At 64.8% G+C, this 15,917-nt stretch carries 13 protein-coding genes; 5 read left to right on the forward strand and 8 right to left on the reverse strand.

Annotated elements, in window-relative coordinates:
* Window positions 1-13: 13 nt before the first annotated feature.
* From ABIC75_RS14940 to ABIC75_RS14950, 3 genes are all read right to left on the reverse strand, one after another.
* On the reverse strand, window positions 14-736 hold the full coding sequence (locus tag ABIC75_RS14940) for a phosphatase PAP2 family protein (RefSeq protein ID WP_354014671.1): 723 nt from the start codon (window positions 734-736) through the stop codon (window positions 14-16).
* A gap of 17 nt (window positions 737-753) precedes the next feature.
* Window positions 754-3,063 (reverse strand): TonB-dependent receptor, encoded by a 2,310-nt coding sequence (locus ABIC75_RS14945; RefSeq protein ID WP_354014672.1) that lies wholly within the window; start codon window positions 3,061-3,063, stop codon window positions 754-756.
* A 160-nt stretch (window positions 3,064-3,223) separates the two neighbouring features.
* The gene (locus ABIC75_RS14950) at window positions 3,224-3,643 is read right to left on the reverse strand and encodes a cupin domain-containing protein (RefSeq protein ID WP_354014673.1); all 420 of its coding nucleotides are present in this window, start codon (window positions 3,641-3,643) and stop codon (window positions 3,224-3,226) included.
* A gap of 134 nt (window positions 3,644-3,777) precedes the next feature.
* On the opposite strand from ABIC75_RS14950, the gene ABIC75_RS14955 reads away from it, so the two are divergent.
* Window positions 3,778-4,860 carry an oxidoreductase gene (locus tag ABIC75_RS14955; RefSeq protein ID WP_354014674.1) on the forward strand — a complete coding sequence of 361 codons (1,083 nt, stop codon included), beginning with the start codon at window positions 3,778-3,780 and terminating at the stop codon, window positions 4,858-4,860.
* Window positions 4,861-5,083: 223 nt separating this feature from the next.
* Here ABIC75_RS14955 and ABIC75_RS14960 read toward each other — a convergent pair whose 3' ends face one another.
* Window positions 5,084-6,079, reverse strand: coding sequence for an aldo/keto reductase (locus tag ABIC75_RS14960; RefSeq protein ID WP_354014675.1), 996 nt, complete (start codon window positions 6,077-6,079; stop codon window positions 5,084-5,086).
* Between the two features lie 108 nt (window positions 6,080-6,187).
* Between ABIC75_RS14960 and ABIC75_RS14965 the strand changes: the two genes are divergently transcribed.
* Window positions 6,188-7,087 carry a LysR family transcriptional regulator gene (locus tag ABIC75_RS14965; RefSeq protein WP_354014676.1) on the forward strand — a complete coding sequence of 300 codons (900 nt, stop codon included), beginning with the start codon at window positions 6,188-6,190 and terminating at the stop codon, window positions 7,085-7,087.
* A gap of 3 nt (window positions 7,088-7,090) precedes the next feature.
* On the opposite strand, the gene ABIC75_RS14970 is transcribed toward ABIC75_RS14965, so the two are convergent.
* Together ABIC75_RS14970 and ABIC75_RS14975 are read right to left on the reverse strand one after the other, a co-directional pair.
* Window positions 7,091-7,855, reverse strand: a complete 765-nt coding sequence (locus ABIC75_RS14970) for a hypothetical protein (RefSeq protein WP_354014677.1) — start codon at window positions 7,853-7,855, stop codon at window positions 7,091-7,093.
* Window positions 7,856-7,865: 10 nt separating this feature from the next.
* On the reverse strand, window positions 7,866-9,908 hold the full coding sequence (locus ABIC75_RS14975; protein WP_354014678.1) for an amidohydrolase family protein: 2,043 nt from the start codon (window positions 9,906-9,908) through the stop codon (window positions 7,866-7,868).
* Between the two features lie 164 nt (window positions 9,909-10,072).
* On the opposite strand from ABIC75_RS14975, the gene ABIC75_RS14980 reads away from it, so the two are divergent.
* Both ABIC75_RS14980 and ABIC75_RS14985 read left to right on the forward strand, forming a co-directional pair.
* On the forward strand, window positions 10,073-11,200 hold the full coding sequence (locus ABIC75_RS14980) for an FAD-dependent oxidoreductase (RefSeq protein ID WP_354014679.1): 1,128 nt from the start codon (window positions 10,073-10,075) through the stop codon (window positions 11,198-11,200).
* A 145-nt stretch (window positions 11,201-11,345) separates the two neighbouring features.
* Window positions 11,346-11,714: a hypothetical protein gene (locus ABIC75_RS14985; protein ID WP_354014680.1), complete on the forward strand. Its 369-nt coding sequence runs from the start codon at window positions 11,346-11,348 to the stop codon at window positions 11,712-11,714.
* 14 nt (window positions 11,715-11,728) lie between these two features.
* Here the strand turns inward: ABIC75_RS14985 and ABIC75_RS14990 are convergent, their stop codons facing one another.
* Together ABIC75_RS14990 and ABIC75_RS14995 are read right to left on the reverse strand one after the other, a co-directional pair.
* A complete protein-coding gene (locus tag ABIC75_RS14990) occupies window positions 11,729-12,481 on the reverse strand; it encodes a glutathione S-transferase family protein (RefSeq protein ID WP_354014681.1) in 753 nt (250 codons plus the stop codon).
* A 110-nt stretch (window positions 12,482-12,591) separates the two neighbouring features.
* The gene (locus ABIC75_RS14995; protein WP_354014682.1) at window positions 12,592-13,008 is read right to left on the reverse strand and encodes an acyl-CoA thioesterase; all 417 of its coding nucleotides are present in this window, start codon (window positions 13,006-13,008) and stop codon (window positions 12,592-12,594) included.
* Window positions 13,009-13,203: 195 nt separating this feature from the next.
* Here ABIC75_RS14995 and ABIC75_RS15000 point away from each other — a divergent pair, with 195 nt between their 5' ends.
* Window positions 13,204-15,540 (forward strand): S9 family peptidase, encoded by a 2,337-nt coding sequence (locus ABIC75_RS15000; protein WP_354014683.1) that lies wholly within the window; start codon window positions 13,204-13,206, stop codon window positions 15,538-15,540.
* Window positions 15,541-15,917: the final 377 nt, after the last annotated feature.

Below are 15,917 nucleotides of genomic sequence, written 5' to 3' on the forward strand. Positions count from 1 at the left end.
CCGCAGGCAGGCATCACGGAGCCTTGGGCGCGATGGAAACCAGGCCAGCGGAGCGCAATTCCTCACGAGCGGCCGCCAGATCGTGCTGCATGGCCGGCGAGGCGAGCATGTCGGTGGCAAGCGCCTGGCCGAACTGGCGGCCGGCGTAGATGTCCTGCAAGGTGTGCACGCCCTTCACCACGCGGCGCCAACCGATGTCGCGCGCATGCTGCATCAGCGCGTCGGCATCCTGCGGGAACAGTTGCGCGAGCAGGATGGCGTCCACCGTGGCTCGGCTGGAATGACCGCTGGGATAGCCGAAACTCTTCTTCGCCAACTCCTCGGGATGCATCGCGCAGTCCGATGCCGGCGGACAGGGGCGCACGCGCTTCCAGTGGTTCTTGGAAAGGTCGACGGCTTCCTTGGTCTCGTGCTCGGCTTCCTTGAACAGCGCGGCCACATGCGGAAGCTTGTCGGCACGAAAGTCAGCGCCGATCACGGGGGCGAAGTCGAATGCGTTGAACTTCTCTTCCTGCTTCGCCTGGGCGAAATCTGATGAAGAGCGCGCGGCGAAGGCGCGATCGGTGGTGGCGCGGTCGGCCTGGTCTTCCGCGCTGCCCGGCGCACTCGGCGCGGGCAGCGCCGCCATGACCGTGTCGATCTGCGCGTCGCTGAGGTAGGCGTTGGCATGCGAGTCCTTCGCAGCGGCCAGCGTCGGTGCGATCAACAGCAGCGCAAGGAGGGTGTGCTTGAACATGATGATGGCCCCCTTCGTTACAGCGCCAGCGATACGGAAGCGAACCAGCTGCGGCCCGGCAACACGTAGTACGAACCCACGTTGCCGCTCACCGAGTTGATCACCAGGTTGTGCGCATCGAACAGGTTGTCCACCTGCAGGCGCACCTTGTAGCTCTTGATCACCGAGCCGGTGAGGTTCTGGCCGTAGCCCACGCTCATCGCCGCCTGCCAGTAGCCGCCGGTGCCGATGGTGGAGGTGACCGAGGAGGCGACGTCTGGATTGAAGCTGGAGTTGTACGCCTTCTGGCTGCCCGAGTACTTGTCGTACAGCGAGGCGAAGAAGCCTTCGTTCTCGTACATCACGCCCAGCGCGGCAGTGCGATCGGGCACGTTGGGAATGTCGAGCTTGGAGCCCTTGAACGTGGCGTCCTGCAGGGAGCCGTTGGCGAACACGCTGGCGCCGCCACCGACGTAATACGTCAGCTCGCCTTCGATGCCCTTGATGTACGCGCCCTTGGCCAGGTAATACACCGCGTCGGTGGTGCCGGGCACGGTGGTGGAGAACTGGTAGTTCTTGAAGTTGATGAAGTAGACGTCGGCGTCGGCGTTGAAGCGCTCGGTCTTGTAGACCGTGCCGAACTGGTAGTTCGTCGTCTGCTCGGGCTTGGTGTTGTTGAGCGTCGGATCGGGTACGTAGAACTCGTTGAGGTTGGGCGTGAGCATGCCCTGCGCCGCCGTGGCATAGATGCTCCAGTCGTCGCGCAGCAGGTAGTTCGCCGTGAGGTAACCCAGCGTCTTGTTCCAGCTCTGGCTGTAGTACAGCGGCGTCTTGGTGGTCTGGTTGATCGGCGCCTCGATGTCGCGGCTCACGTCGAAGTACTTCACGCCCGGCGTGATGCTCAGGCCGTCGTACGCGTACCACTCGTATTCGGCGTAGAGCTGGCCGGTGTGCAGCTGGTCCTTCATCGTGTACTTGTACGGGCCGCTGTACACGCCCTTGCTGTTGAACGTGCCGAAGGTGGACGCACCCGGCTTCACGTCGATGGCGCCGCCGCGGCCGTAGTCGATGGCGATGCTGCTGCGGTCGTTGTTGGTGTACTCGTACCAGCCGCCGGTGCGGAACTGACCGTGGTCGTCGGCGTGCACCAGCTGGAACGTGTCACCCCAGGCGCGGTAATTGTTGATCTTCACGTAGCCGCCCATGTTGGTGGGCGACGCCTTGGTGCCCACGTAGGGACTCTCGTGGCTGGTGTTGTCGTAGGCGTAGGTATAGACCTTGTTGTCCACCGACCAGGTGTCCGACAGCAGGCTGTGGATGCCCAGGTATTCCAGGTCGGTCTGCTTGGTCTGGAAGTTGTAGCAGGCGCAGTTGGTGCTGGTGGGGTCGTTGTTGAGGCCGAAGTTGCGGCCCAACTGGTCGATCTGCTGCAGCGTCAGCGAACTCAGGTTCGGGTTGTTGAACTTGATGTAGTTGTAGTTGCTGAGGAAGGTGATCTCGGTGTTCGCGCCGATGGGCTGCACATACTTGATGTAGCCCGTCTTGCGCGAGGTGTCGCCATCCGTCTTCGCGGTATCGGTGCTGATGTACTGCGCGCTGGCGATCAGCTTGCCGCCGCCCAGGTCGTCGAGCTTGCCCGAGTTGATTTCAAGGTGCGTCAGCGAGGTGTCGTAGGTGCCAAAACTTTGCGTGGGAATGAACGAGAACGTATCGGTCGGGTCCTTGGAACTCAGCGCCACGGTGCCGCCAAAGGTCGCCTCGCCGATGGTGCTTGCGCTACCCGGGCCACGATCAATAAGCACCTGGCCGATCATCTTGGCCGGGAAATAGCTGCTGGTGTGATGGCTGAAGTCGTTGGTGTCGCCGAACGGAATGCCGTCGTAGGTGACGTTGAAGGAGTTGTCGTTGAAGCCACGCAGCGTCATCTGCTTGGATTCGCCCAGGCCCGGACCGGCCGTGCTCACATTGGTCACGCCGGGTGCGATGGCGGCAATGGTGGCGTAGTCGGCGGTGGGAGCGACGTGGTTGCTGATCCAATCCAGGCCGATCACCGACTGCGGCTGGGTGATGTTGAGATCCGCCTGCGTCGGCGCCTGCGTGATCGCCGAGGTGGCCGACGAGCCCTGCACTTCGACTTCTTCCAGTTCCTTCGGCGCCTTCAATGCACCCGGATTGGCCTTGGACGAAGCCGCATCCACCGCCGTGCCGGCGGGCGTCGTATCGGCATCGGCGGCGTGAGCCGTCATGCCCATGGACAGGCCGACGAGCAGTGCCAGGGCAACGGCATGGGAAATCGGACGCAAGACAGGATGCGACGCGTCGAGGCGTCGACGGGAAGAGGAAGACATGGCGGCCTGAGTAGTGGCTGGATTCAGCGCACTAGCGTGGATTGGCCATTTGACAGTTCTGTTTCACAAGGGTGATGCGCAGCGGCGGTTTGCTTAGCGCCGGCTTAGGCGGCGCCTGCCCCTGCCGCCGGGCCTGCCTTGTTGGAGTCAGGTGGAGCGCTTACTTGACGGGCTCGGCAAGCGGCTTGCCCTTGTCGATGATCCAGGTCGACAGTGCCACGCCGCCATCACCGCCGGGCGCGGCGGCGAGACTGTGCACGGCGCCGCGCGGATTGAAGAAGTGATCGCCTGCCTTCAACACCTGGTCGGGTTTGCCGCGCGTCTTGAGCACGAGATTGCCCTTGAGCACGTAACCCGATTCGTCTCCATTGTGCGTGTGCCAACCCACCGCGCCGCCCGCGGGAATATCGGCGGTGCCCAGGACGATCTCCGTGCCCGGCACGCCGCTTTGTTCGTGTTGGTCGAGGATGGTGCGCTTGGCCTGCGGCGCGTTGGCGGCGGGAGCGTCTTGCGCTGAAAGGCTGCTGCTCACGCCGGCGGTCGCGAGCATGGCAGCCATCAGCATAGGGCGAAGGGACATGGCGGCGTCCTTGATGCGGAGAGAAGGGCAGCGCATGGTGCGCGCCAAAACGTTATCGCCGCGCGAAGCCAAATCCCACGGGCCGTCGACGGGCATGGCCTATCATGAGACTCCCCGTGCCGCCCGAGTTGTCCATGACTGATGTTTCCGCTCCGTTGCGCGTGGCGCTGATCGGCTATGGCTTTGCCGGCAAGACGTTCCACGCGCCCCTGATCCGCAGCGTGCCTGGCCTTGCCCTGGACACTGTCGTGTCGCGCGATGCCGGCAAGGTCCACGCCGATCTGCCCGATGTCGACGTGATCGCCGATGCCGCCGATGTCTTTGCCGATCCCGAACTCGATGTGGTGGTGATCGCCTCGCCGAACGACACGCATGCCCCGTTGGCGCGTGCTGCGCTCGAAGCGGGCAAACACGTGGTGGTGGACAAGCCGTTCGCGCTCGATCTTGCGCAGGCGCGCGAGCTGGCGGCCGTCGCGGCACGGCAGTCGCGCGTGTTGTCCGTGTTCCAGAATCGTCGCTGGGACAGCGATTTCCTCGGCGTTCGGCAGGTCATGTCGCAGGGCGCACTGGGCGAGGTGACGCATTTCGAATCGCACATCGATCGGTTTCGTCCGCAAGTTCGTGCACGCTGGCGCGAGCAGGCCGGGGCGGGCTCCGGCTTGTGGTTTGATCTCGGTCCCCATCTGGTGGATCAGGCCTTGTGCCTGTTCGGTTTGCCCGATCGGGTATGGGCCAGCCTGGCGACGCAGCGCGAAGGTGCCGAGGTGACGGACTGGGCGCACGCGGTGCTCGAATACGGCGCTCGGCGCGTCATCCTGCATGCAGGCATGCTGGTGGCCGGCGGCAGCGCGCGCTTCACCGTGCACGGCACGCAGGGCAGCCTGGTGAAGGCGAGCATCGATCAGCAGGAAGCACAGCTGATTGCCGGTGTGCGACCGGGCGACGCGGAGTGGGGCGATGATCCGGACGATCTGGTTCTCCATGACGGCCATGGGCAGGTCACGCGCGTGCCTGCACCGCGCGGTGATCAGAGTCGCTACTACGCGGCGTTCCGCGATGCGGTGCTGGGACGGGGCGCCAATCCGGTGACGCCGCGGCAGGCCATCACGGTGATGGCAGTGATCGAAGCGGCCGTCGCATCCGCGGCGCAGGGGCGGGCGGTTGCACTGGAACTGGATGCCGGGGAGCGTTCCGCCTGGCAATCGGCGTCGAACTGAGCGGACGTCCACTCCACGGCGCGGCTGGCGACTTAGGCACAAAAAAAGGCCCCCTTTCGGGGGCCTCGTGGACCGGTACTAGGGGGGCGACCGGTCCGGGGTCGTCGTAGTTCGTGGAAACTCCGACCTGGGTAGATTGCCTGAGGCATCCAGGATCGGATGTAAGTCAAATCCTACTCAATCGGTAAGGCTGCGGATCGACAGGTGTCGGGCCAGTGAGAGATCAGCGATTCACCATCTGCATCATCGGCCCCGCGTAACGCGCACCGGCGGCGACATCCGGCGGGAATACCGCATCGATGGCCTTCAGTTCCGCCGCGCTGAGCGTGACGTCGATGGCGCCAAGGTTCTCGTCCAGGCGCGTGCGCTTGGTGGTGCCGGGAATGGCGAATACGTCGTTGCCCTGTGCCAGTACCCATGCCAGCGCGAGCTGCGCCGGCGTGCAGCCCTTGTCGGCGGCAATCGCTTTCACCTTGTCCACCAGTTCCAGGTTGCGGAAGAAATTCTCGCCCTGGAAACGCGGGCTCTGGCGACGGTAATCGTCGGTGTCGAAATCTTCGGGACTGCGGAAGGCGCCGGTGAGGAAGCCGCGGCCCAGCGGCGAATACGCCACGATGCTGGTGCCCGTCTTCGCGCAGGATTCCACCATGCCGTTCTCCTGCGGATCACGCGTCCACAGCGAGAACTCCACCTGCAGCGCGGCGATGGGATGCACCTTGGCCGCGCGCTCCAGCGTGGCGCCGGAGGCTTCGGAGAGACCCAGGTGGCGCACCTTGCCGGCCTTCACCAGCTCGGCCATGGCGCCCACGGTGTCCTCGATGGGCACGTTGGTGTCCACGCGGTGCTGGTAGTACAGGTCGATGTGGTCCACGCCCAGCCGCTTGAGGCTGGCGTCGCAGCAGGCGCGCACGTATTCGGGACTGCCGCTCACGCCGCGCTTGGACGGGTCGTTCGGGTCGCGCACGATGCCGAACTTGGTGGCGAGGAAGGCCTGGTCGCGACGGTCCTTGATGGCCTTGCCCACCAGCACTTCATTGGTGTGCGGGCCGTACACGTCGGCGGTATCGAGGAAGTTGAAGCCTCGCTCCAGCGCGTGATGGATGGTGGCGATGGATTCGGCGTCGTCCCGGTGGCTGCCGTAGAAGTCGCTCATGCCCATGCAGCCAAGGCCGAGGGCGGAGACGGAGGGACCATTCTTGCCGAGCTGTCGCATGTGCATGGGTGTTCCTTGGTCGGGTGGGGAAGCTGACCAGGCATTCTTGGCCATGACGGTCTGGCGATAAATGCACAATAATCGCCATGTCTGTTGTCGAAATGGTCAACAATCATGGATCGTCTGGAAGCCATGCGGGTGTTCACGCGCATCGTCGAGCTGGGCAGCTTCACCCGTGCCGCCGACGACCTCAGCCTGCCGCGCGCCACGCTCACCCACACCATCAAGCGGCTGGAGGAACGCGTGGGCGCGCACCTGCTCCAGCGCACCACGCGCCGCGTGCGTCCCACCCGCGACGGCGAGGTCTACTACAACCACTGCGTGCGCCTGCTGGCCGACCTCGATGCGGTCGAGGCGGATTTCCGCGAAGCCGCCGTGGTGCCCAAGGGACGGCTGCGCATCGACCTTGCCTCGTCGCTCGCGCGCAAGGTGGTGATTCCGGCGCTGCCAGCGTTCTTTGCTCGCTATCCGCAGATCGAGCTGGACATCGGCACCAGCGACCGCTTCATCGATCTCGTGCAGGAAGGCGTGGACTGCGTGCTGCGCGGCGGCGACCTGCCCGATTCCATGATGGTGGGGCGGCGCGTGGCCACGCTTTCGCAGGTTACCGTGGCGAGCGCGGCCTATGTGAAGCGCCACGGCCTGCCGCAGACCTTGGCGGAGCTGAAGGACGGCCACCTCGCGGTGAACTGGACCTCGCCCACCACGCGCCGTGCCTCACCGCTGGAATTCATGGTGGGCAAGCGCCTGCGCGAAGTGCCGTTGCCGGCGCCCGTGGCAGTGAGCGGCACCGAGGCCTATCTCGCCTGTTGCGAGGCCGGGCTCGGCATTGCGCAATTCCCGCGCTATCGCGTGGAAGAAGAGCTGGCGCGCGGCACGCTGGTGGAGTTGCTTCCCGCCACGCCGCCACCGCCGTTTCCGATCAGCGTGGTGTACCAGTCGCAGCGACAACTGCCGCTGCGACTGCGCGTGTTCATCGACTGGATCGTCGACGTGATGGAGGACGTGCATTGAGTATCACTGGCCCATCTGGCTGATCGCCTCCCGCATCGGCGCCACCGACACGCGCACGATGCCGGTGAGCGGCGTGTCCATTTCCAGTATCACGAAGATTGCGCCGGAGGCGGACAACGCACACACCAGGAAAAAGAACAGCACTGTGTGGTTGCGTGGGGCAAACAAGCCGAACGTGCCGAAGATCACACACAGCCACGCCGCCAACACCAGCAACAGCGTCATGGGGATGGTGCCGTTCTTCTGCATCAGCGCCAGCCAGCGTGCAGCGAACACCTCGTCGGAAATATCGAGCGCGCGATCCTGCAGTTGATGCTGCACCGGTGTGGACGGCGCGAGTCCCGCAATGTGGTGCTGGAATTGGCTGATGTGGCGCAGGATCTCCGGGCTGTCGAGTTCGGCGATCCGTTCGCGGTCACCCGAGGACAACAGGTCCACCCAGTTGGCGTAGCTGTGCTTGAGTTCGTCGCGTAGCGGCCTGGCTTCGGGCCCGTACTGCGCCAGCGCGCGATCAAGGCGGAGCATGTTGACCGCGTTGCGCTGCAGGTCGCCGTTCACCGCGTCGTACGAGGATTTGGCCGACGAGATCAACAAGCCCAGCACCAGCGCGGCGATGGTGGCGATGAGGCCGGCCGCCAGTTTGATGGACGAGGCGGAATCCTCGTCGAGATGGTGATTGGGCAGGCGCGTGCGCGCATACATGCCCAGCAGCGCGCAAACGAACACGCTGGCGAAAATGAGCAGGAAGATCAGGAAGTGCTCCATCACTGGCGCCTCCTCATTCTTCCCATGCGGGTCGCTTGCTGATGCCGCCTTCGGTGCGCAGCGCGCTGGCGTCCATCAGCTTGCCGTCCATCATCACCATCTCGGTGTGGCGCAGGTCGCCGATGTTCACGGATGGGTTGCCATCCACCAGCACGAGATCGGCGTTCTTGCCTTTCTGGATGCTGCCCGTATGCGCATCCGCGCCGACCAGGTGCGCGGTGGCGATGGTGGCGCTGGCCAGTGCCTCGGCGTTGGTGAAGCCGGCCTGCACGTAAAGCTCAAGCTCGCGCACCAGTTCCAATCCGGTGCCATCGGTACCGGCCACGATCGGCACGCCCGCCTTGTGCATCGCGCCCACCAGCGCCTGCAGCTTGGCGAAGCTCGCGCGGTAGTCGGCACGCGTGAGATCCTTGGGCACGGTGAAGCCGCCCTGGCGGAAGCCGCGTTCCACCGCCGGCGGCAACGCGCCGACGAAGGGCGCGTACGACGGTGAAAGATCGCCGTTCTCGGGCACGTACAGGCTTTCGGCAATCACCAGCGTGGGATCGGACGTGATGTGCTTCTGGGCCATGGTGGCGATCAGCGACTTCATCGGCTCCTTGTCGAGATCCACGTTGCGTGCGTAGCGGCCCGGGCCTTCGAAGCGGCCCATGCCGTTCGATGCCTTCACCACGTCATCGGGCATCGCCTGCATCATCACGAAGTAGATGTGCGTGATCTCGTCGTAGCCATCGTCGATGGCTTCTTTCGGACGCATGCCGGCAGGCAGGTGGCCATGCACGTGCAGGCCCTGCTTGTGCGCCTCGGCTGCGGTGGCCTTCACCCAGTCGGGGTTGAACGTGCCGTAGAGCTTGATGGCGGTGAAGCCGTCGGCCTTGGCCTTGTCCGCCAGCTTGATGGCTTCGGCTTGCGAGGTGGCCACCGTCGCGACCTGCGCCGTGTTCGGGCCCTTGCCGTCGATCAGCATCGAGGGATAGACGTGCGGCCCCAGCAATTCGCCCTTGGCGCGTCGTTGTGCGCGCGAGATCGTCTGTTCGTTGATGTTGCCCGGGTCGCGCACCGAGGTGATGCCCAGCGACAGCAGCATCGGGCCGCTGGCGTCGTCCGATACGTGCTGATGCGAATCCCACAGGCCGGGTACCAGCGTCTTGCCCTTGCCGTCGATCACCTGCGCATTCTTCGGTACGGTGATCGACGCGGTGTCGCCCACGGCCGTGATCACGCCTTTTTCCACCACCACCGTTTGGCCGTCCGCAAAGCGCGAACCGTCCACGAAAGCGCGTACGTTGGTGAATGCCACCGGGCCGGCCGGCGTCTTCAGCAGCTGCGGCACGATGGCCTTGGCATGCTGCGCGAGCGCGTCGGCCTGGGCCTTTTCGAGCACGGGCAGCGCCGACTCATAACCTTCGGGCAGCCACGCCAGGCCGTTCACGAAACCGAAGAAATGGCCCGATGCATCCACCCACACAGGCACCGGCGTATTGCTGAGGCCGGTGACCGAATACGCGGTCACCTGCTTTTTCTTGGCGCCATCACCCACGGTGGCATCGGTGAGCTTCTCGGCGCGTGCTTTTCCGCCCGGCAGCAGCGCGAGCATCTTGTCCGGCGCTGCCAGCAGCTTTTCGACGAGTTCGGCATTGAGGTCGAAGGGACCGCCGAAGGCGACGTATTCGGCGGGTGTGCGGTAGGGCGCAGAACCCGCGTCCACCGGACTCTTCCATTGCGCCGTGCCGTCCTTCACGGTGAACGTCTCGCCCGCATCGCCGTTGGGTGTGTGGCCGCGCACCACCAGGCGCTGGAGCAAACCGTCGCTGCCCACGGTGGCGCTGCTGTCCACTTCGGTCACCATGCCTCGCAGCAGGATGCTTTCGCGGCCCATGTGCGTGCCGTCGGCAGTCACCCATCGCGCCGACGTGCCGTGCTTGCCGGCCGTGGACACGATGGAAAAGCGCTGGGCCTGTGCCGATGGCGTGGCCAGCGATTCGGTGGAAGCAGGGGTATCGGCGAGACAGGGTAGCGCCAGGCAAAGAGCGAACACGACGAACGGGGCACGCATAGGAAAGCCTCCGATGGGTTCGCGGCGCAGTATGGCGCGGCGGACGGACCGCGCCATAGTGCTGGGCAGGGGTGCCAGATGGACTAGATGGCATCCACGGCCTTTGACGCGGGCACCACGCCGGTTGGCGGCACACTCCGATCGCTGGGTCCGGGAGGGCGGCCATGACATCGATGCATCCCGGCGTGCTCGTGGTGGGCGCCGGTCCCACGGGGCTGGCCGCGGCGCTGTTCCTCGCGCAGCGGCGCATACCGGTGCGCATCATCGATACGGCCCTAGCCCCCGCCACGACGTCGAAGGCATTGGCCGTGAACAGCCGCACGCTGGAGGTCTTGCATGGCACCGGCGTCGACGAGCAGATCGTCGCCGAAGGATGGCCCGTGCATGGCGCCACCTTGCACGAGGGCGGACACGATGTGCTGGCGTTCGATCTGCCGCCCGCGGGAGAAGCGCGCCCCATGATGACCGTGCTGCCGCAGGCGCGCACCGAAGCACTGCTCGCCAAGGCGTTGGTCGCGCGAGGCGTCACGGTGGAGCGCGGCGTGACGCTCGAGTCGCTCTCGCAGGATCTCGCCGAGGTGAAGGCAACGCTCGCTCATGCCGACGGTCGCACCGAACAGGTCGCCAGTCGCCTTCTGTTGGGTGCCGACGGTGCGCGCAGTGCCACGCGAGCGGCGCTCTCGCTCGATTTTCCCGGCAGCACCTTGCCGGAACCGTGGCAGCTGTGGGACATCGCGATGGCGTCCTCGTTGGATGCGACTCGCGCACACATCCTGTTCGAACCCGATGGCTTCATCTTCGTGCTGCGCCTTTCGGGACAGGTCTGGCGAGTGATCGGCAACACGCGCGATCCCTTGGCGACACTGCGCCGCTACGGCACGCTGGGCCAGGTGTCGTGGGCATCCGAATTCCATATCGGCCATCGCGTGGCCGCGCAAACCGGCATCGGTCGCGTGGCCCTGGCGGGCGATGCGGCGCATATCCACTCGCCCATCGGTGCGCGCGGCATGAACCTGGGCATCGAGGATGCCTACGTCTACGCCCACTGCGCCGCCGATGCGTTGGCCGGCGACATGGGCCGCATGAACGACTACGCGACGTTGCGCCACGCCGTGCACAAGGCCGTCGTGCGGCGCATCGGTGCGTTGACGCGCATGGTGCATGGCAGGCCGCCATGGCTGCGCTGGATTCGCGACGAAGTGGTGCCGGTCGCAGGCCATCTTTCGTTCGCGCGCCATCTCATGATGCGCACGGCCGGCGGCCTCGATCACCCGCTGAAAACGCGCCCCTAGGCGAGCGCGCCTCGCCCTCAAGTTCACCGCCGCACCGCCGATAACCGGCCATACGCGTCATCTATCCATGGCGATGGCGCGGTGTCCTGTCGTGGCGCCAGACGCCGCGACGCAGCCGTATCGTCCGATGGGATGTGTCAACCGCATGAACGCACACAAGCCGCAAGTGAAGGGGAATCGCGTGGATTGGAGCGACCCGCGCCTGCAGGAGTTGTTGCGTCGGTCCGAGAGCTGGAAGCTCGACAACCGCGGCACCTACACACCGAAGGACGTGCAGATCCACCTGGGCTGGGGCGCCAACACCGGTCGTCCGGCCATCCTCGTGTGGGAGCGCGACCAGGTCATGATGCTGGAAACCCGCTTCCCCATCGCATTGGGCGAGCAGGTGCGCGTGGACGAGCCGCAGGGCGAAAAGATGCGCGCCGTGTGGGGCATCGTGGTGGAAGGCCGCGAAGGCTTCCGCGCGGAAGATCGCGAGAACGGCATCCACCTGCACTGGCTGCATCTGCGCTGAGACGGCGCCGAGCGTCAGTCCACGCGCGCAAGGCCCTTGCGCGGCGTCAGCGTGGCCAAGCTCCATGAAGTGAGCGGTGCTCCCGCGGCCTGCAGGGCCGCGCGCTGCTCAGTGATCGGCCGGCGCAGCATGGTGTCTTCCCAGTGCGTCAGTCGGTGAAATGCCGGCAAGGCCTGCGTGCGTTCCACCAGCGCTGCCGCGCGCGGCCATCGCGCCGCATCGATCGCATAGCGCACGAAAGCGGCCGTGCGGAAATACGCGGCGATGCTGATGTCGGCAATGGACAGCTCACCGAACACGAAACCTTGTGCCGGCAACTGGCTTTCCAGGTAATCGAGCGCCGCGGGAATCTCCACCTCATGCGCCTGCTTCACGATGGCATCGTCCGTTTCCTCGCCGAAGACGTGGCGACGAACGGCCTTCTGGTAAAACAGTTTCCACACCAGCAGTCCAGCCAGGTGCGTGTCGCAATATTCCTCCAGCCAGCGGGCCTTGGCGCGCTGCGCGATGTCGGCGGGGTAGAGCGCCGGCGTGGGAAAGCGATCTTCTAGGTACTGGCAGATCACCGACGAATCGTTGAGCACCAGGTCGCCTTCGATCAGCAGCGGAATGCGCCGCAGCGGACTGAGTTCGCTGAAGCGATCGTCACCGATGAAAGGCGTGATCGGATCGATGTCGTAAGCCAGTCCCTTGAGGTCCATGCACACCAGGACCTTGCGCACATAGGGCGAAAGATAGTTGCCGACGATGCTGAAGCGAGGCGACATCGAGGATCTCCGAAGCGGATGCGCCTTCACGCGGACGCGGGAACCAACTTATGCGCTGGGCGAGCGCCGTGTCATGACGCGCCTGGACGCGCCGCGCAGACAGGAAATGCCTACTCGCTGATGACCGGCAGCGGCGGCACCGTGGCGGGCGTGCCATTGGAATCGAGCGCGACCATCACGAAGCGGCCCGTGGTGCACACGCGGCGGTCGCCAGTGAGCGGATCTTCCGCCGTCAGTTCCACTTCCACCGTCATCGAACTGTGGCCCACGTGCACGATGCGCGCGACCAGTTCGGCCAGTTGGCCCTTGCGCACGGGTACGCGGAAATTCACTTCCTCGGAGCGCGCGGTGACCACCGTGCGGCGCGCATGGCGCGAGGCGACGATGAACGCGGCCTTGTCCATCCATGCCAACGCCTGGCCGCCGAACAGCGTGCCCAGGTGATTGGTGTGATCGGGAAACACCATCTCGAGCATGCGTGCTTCGGGCAGCGTCGAAAGCGTGGTGGCGGCGTTGGCTGGGTTCATGGCGTGGTCGGGGAAGGTTGCGCTCTGGCTATTGTCGCCGAAGTTGCCCGCACGTTGGGGGCAGCCCGTCGCTCGCACGAATCACCCGCGCCCAGTACCAATGGCCACTGTCCGCCACCCCAAGTCGCACTAGAATCAAAATTCGGGCCGCCAGAACACACGCGGCCGTATGCAACGATTGACCGGGGAACCAGCATGGCATCGAAGACACATGGCGCGCGCCTTCTGGGTGCGGCGGCACTCATCGTTCTATCCACGGGCGTGGCGGCAGAAGGGCGCACGCTCACCAACGACGACTACGCGGGCGCCGAGCGATACGTGGGCTACAACGTCACACCCCTGGTCGATCACGCCGTGCAGACGGTCACCTGGATCGACGACGCGCATTTCTGGTATCGCGACCATGATGCCTCCGGCGATCACTTCGTGCGTTTCGACACGGGCACCGGCAAGGCCGAGCCCGCGTTCGACCATGCACGCCTCGCTGCGGCACTGAGCAAGGCGCTGGGCAAGACCATCAGCGCTGACAAGTTGGGCATCACCACGTTCACCACGGCAGCGGACGGCCGGCTCGACGTGAACCTGCATGGCAAGCATTACCTGTGCGACATGAAGGATGCCGCCACATGCGCGGCCGGTCGCGACGAAAGCGTCGAAGGCATCGGCAACGAACCGGGCGTGCTCTCGCCGGACAAGCGCAGCGAAGCCTTCGTGCGCAACTGGAATCTCTGGGTGCGCGACGTGGCCACCGGCAAGGAGGCGCAGCTCACCATCGACGGCATCGAAAACTACGGCTACGCCACCGACAACGCGGGGTGGAAGCATTCCAACAAGGCCATCGTCGTGTGGTCGCCGGATTCCAAGCGCATCGCCACGTTTCAGCAGGACCAGCGCAAGACCGGCGACATGGTGATCGTGGGCACCAACGTGGGGCATCCCAAGGTCGAGCAGTGGAAGTATCCGCTGGTCGGCGACAAGGACGTGACCATGATCGAGCGCGTGATCGTCGATGTGGGCGCACGGAAGGTGCTGCGCCTGAAGATGGAGCCCGACCAGCATCGTTCCACCTTGTGCGACGACGTGAGCTGCGGTCGCGATGGCGGCTGGGATGACGTGCAGTGGGCGCCGGATGCCAGCTCGCTGGCGTTCGTGTCGTCCTCGCGCGACCACAAGCAGGCCTGGTTCCGCGTGGCCGACATCCACACCGGTGACGTGCGCACGGTGTTCAACGAAAGCGTGCCCACGTATTACGAAAGCGGTACCGGCAAGGTCAATTGGCAGTATCTGCCGGCGAGTCACGAAGTGGTGTGGTTCAGCGAGCGCAACAACTGGGGCAACCTGTACCTGTACGACCTGGACAGCGGCAAGCTCAAGCACGCCATCACGAAGGGCGAGGGCAACGTCACCGAGGTGCTCAAGCTGGATGCGGCGTCGCGCACGCTGTGGTTCCGCGGCGTGGGTCGGCAGCAGGGCGTCAATCCGTACTACCAGCAGTTCTACAAGGTCAGCCTCGATGGCGGCGCACCGGCGCTGCTGGCGCCGGAGCCGGCCGATCACACGATTACGCTTTCCCCGGATGGACGTCTGTTTGCCGATGCCTATTCGACGCCGACCACGCCGTCCATCACCGTGCTGCGCAGTGCGCAGGATGGCCACGTGATGAACACCATCGCCAGGGCGGACATCACGCGCCTGCTGGCGTCGGGCTGGAAGGCGCCCGAACCGTTCACCGTGAAGGCACGTGACGGCAAGACCGAGCTGTACGGGCTGATGTTCAAGCCCACGCATTTCGATGCGGCGAAGAAGTACCCGATCGTCGACTACGTCTATCCCGGTCCGCAGACCGGTTCCGTGGGTTCGCGCAGTTTCAATCCGGCTCGCGCGGATCACCAGGCGCTGGCGGAGCTGGGCTTTATCGTGGTCGCTATCGACGGCATGGGCACGCCGTGGCGTTCCAAGGCGTTCCACGACGCGTACTTCGGCAACATCGGCGACAACACCATGCCCGACCAGGTGGCCGGCCTGAAGGAACTGGGCAAGCGTTACGCCTGGATCGACATGGACCGCGTGGGCATCTGGGGCCATTCCGGCGGCGGCAACGCCACGGCCACGGCGATGTTCCGCTATGCGGACCTGTTCAAGGTAGGCATCGCCGAAAGCGGCAACCACGATAACCGCAATTACGAAGACGACTGGGCCGAGAAGTGGCAGGGCCTGCTGACGACCGACAAGGATGGCAAGAGCAACTACGACGACCAGGCCAACCAGAACCACGTCGCCGGCCTCAAGGGCCACCTGCTGCTCGCCCACGGCACCATGGACGACAACGTGCCGCCGTACGAAACACTGTTGGTGGTGGATGCGCTGATCAAGGCGAACAAGGATTTCGATCTCTTGCTGATCCCCAACGCGCATCATGCTTACGGTGCTGCGGCGAACTACATGATGCGCAAGCGGTGGGATTACTTCGTGCGGAATCTCGCGGGTGATGTGCCGCCGAAGGAGTATGAGATGAAGCCGCCGAAGGATTGAGGGTTGTCTTACTTCTTTCTCGTTGTGTTTTGAGATGAGGGGACGATTGGATGAAGCCGCTCCAGATGGGGCGGCTTTTTTTGTTTTAGCTCGTCATCCCGGCGTAGGCCGGAGGCGCCTTACAACAGCCGAATGGCTGGTCATCCAGTTTCTGTATCGCTCGGTTGTCGCGATATGGCTAACTGGCTCGCCTGCGGCGGGCTTCCGAACCGCTGCCGCGGCCCGGGTCACTTTTCTTTGCTTGCCCAAAGAAAAGTAACCACCGAGATGGTGGCAATGCCAAAAGAAACGGCACCCCGGATGACGCGCCTTCCGGGCTCCGCCCGGAAGGTACGCGGGCGGGTTACGGGGTTTTTCGACAGGACGTCCCTGTCCTG

This window comes from Dyella japonica (assembly GCF_040545895.1).
Taxonomy (GTDB): Bacteria; Pseudomonadota; Gammaproteobacteria; order Xanthomonadales; family Rhodanobacteraceae; genus Dyella; species Dyella japonica_D.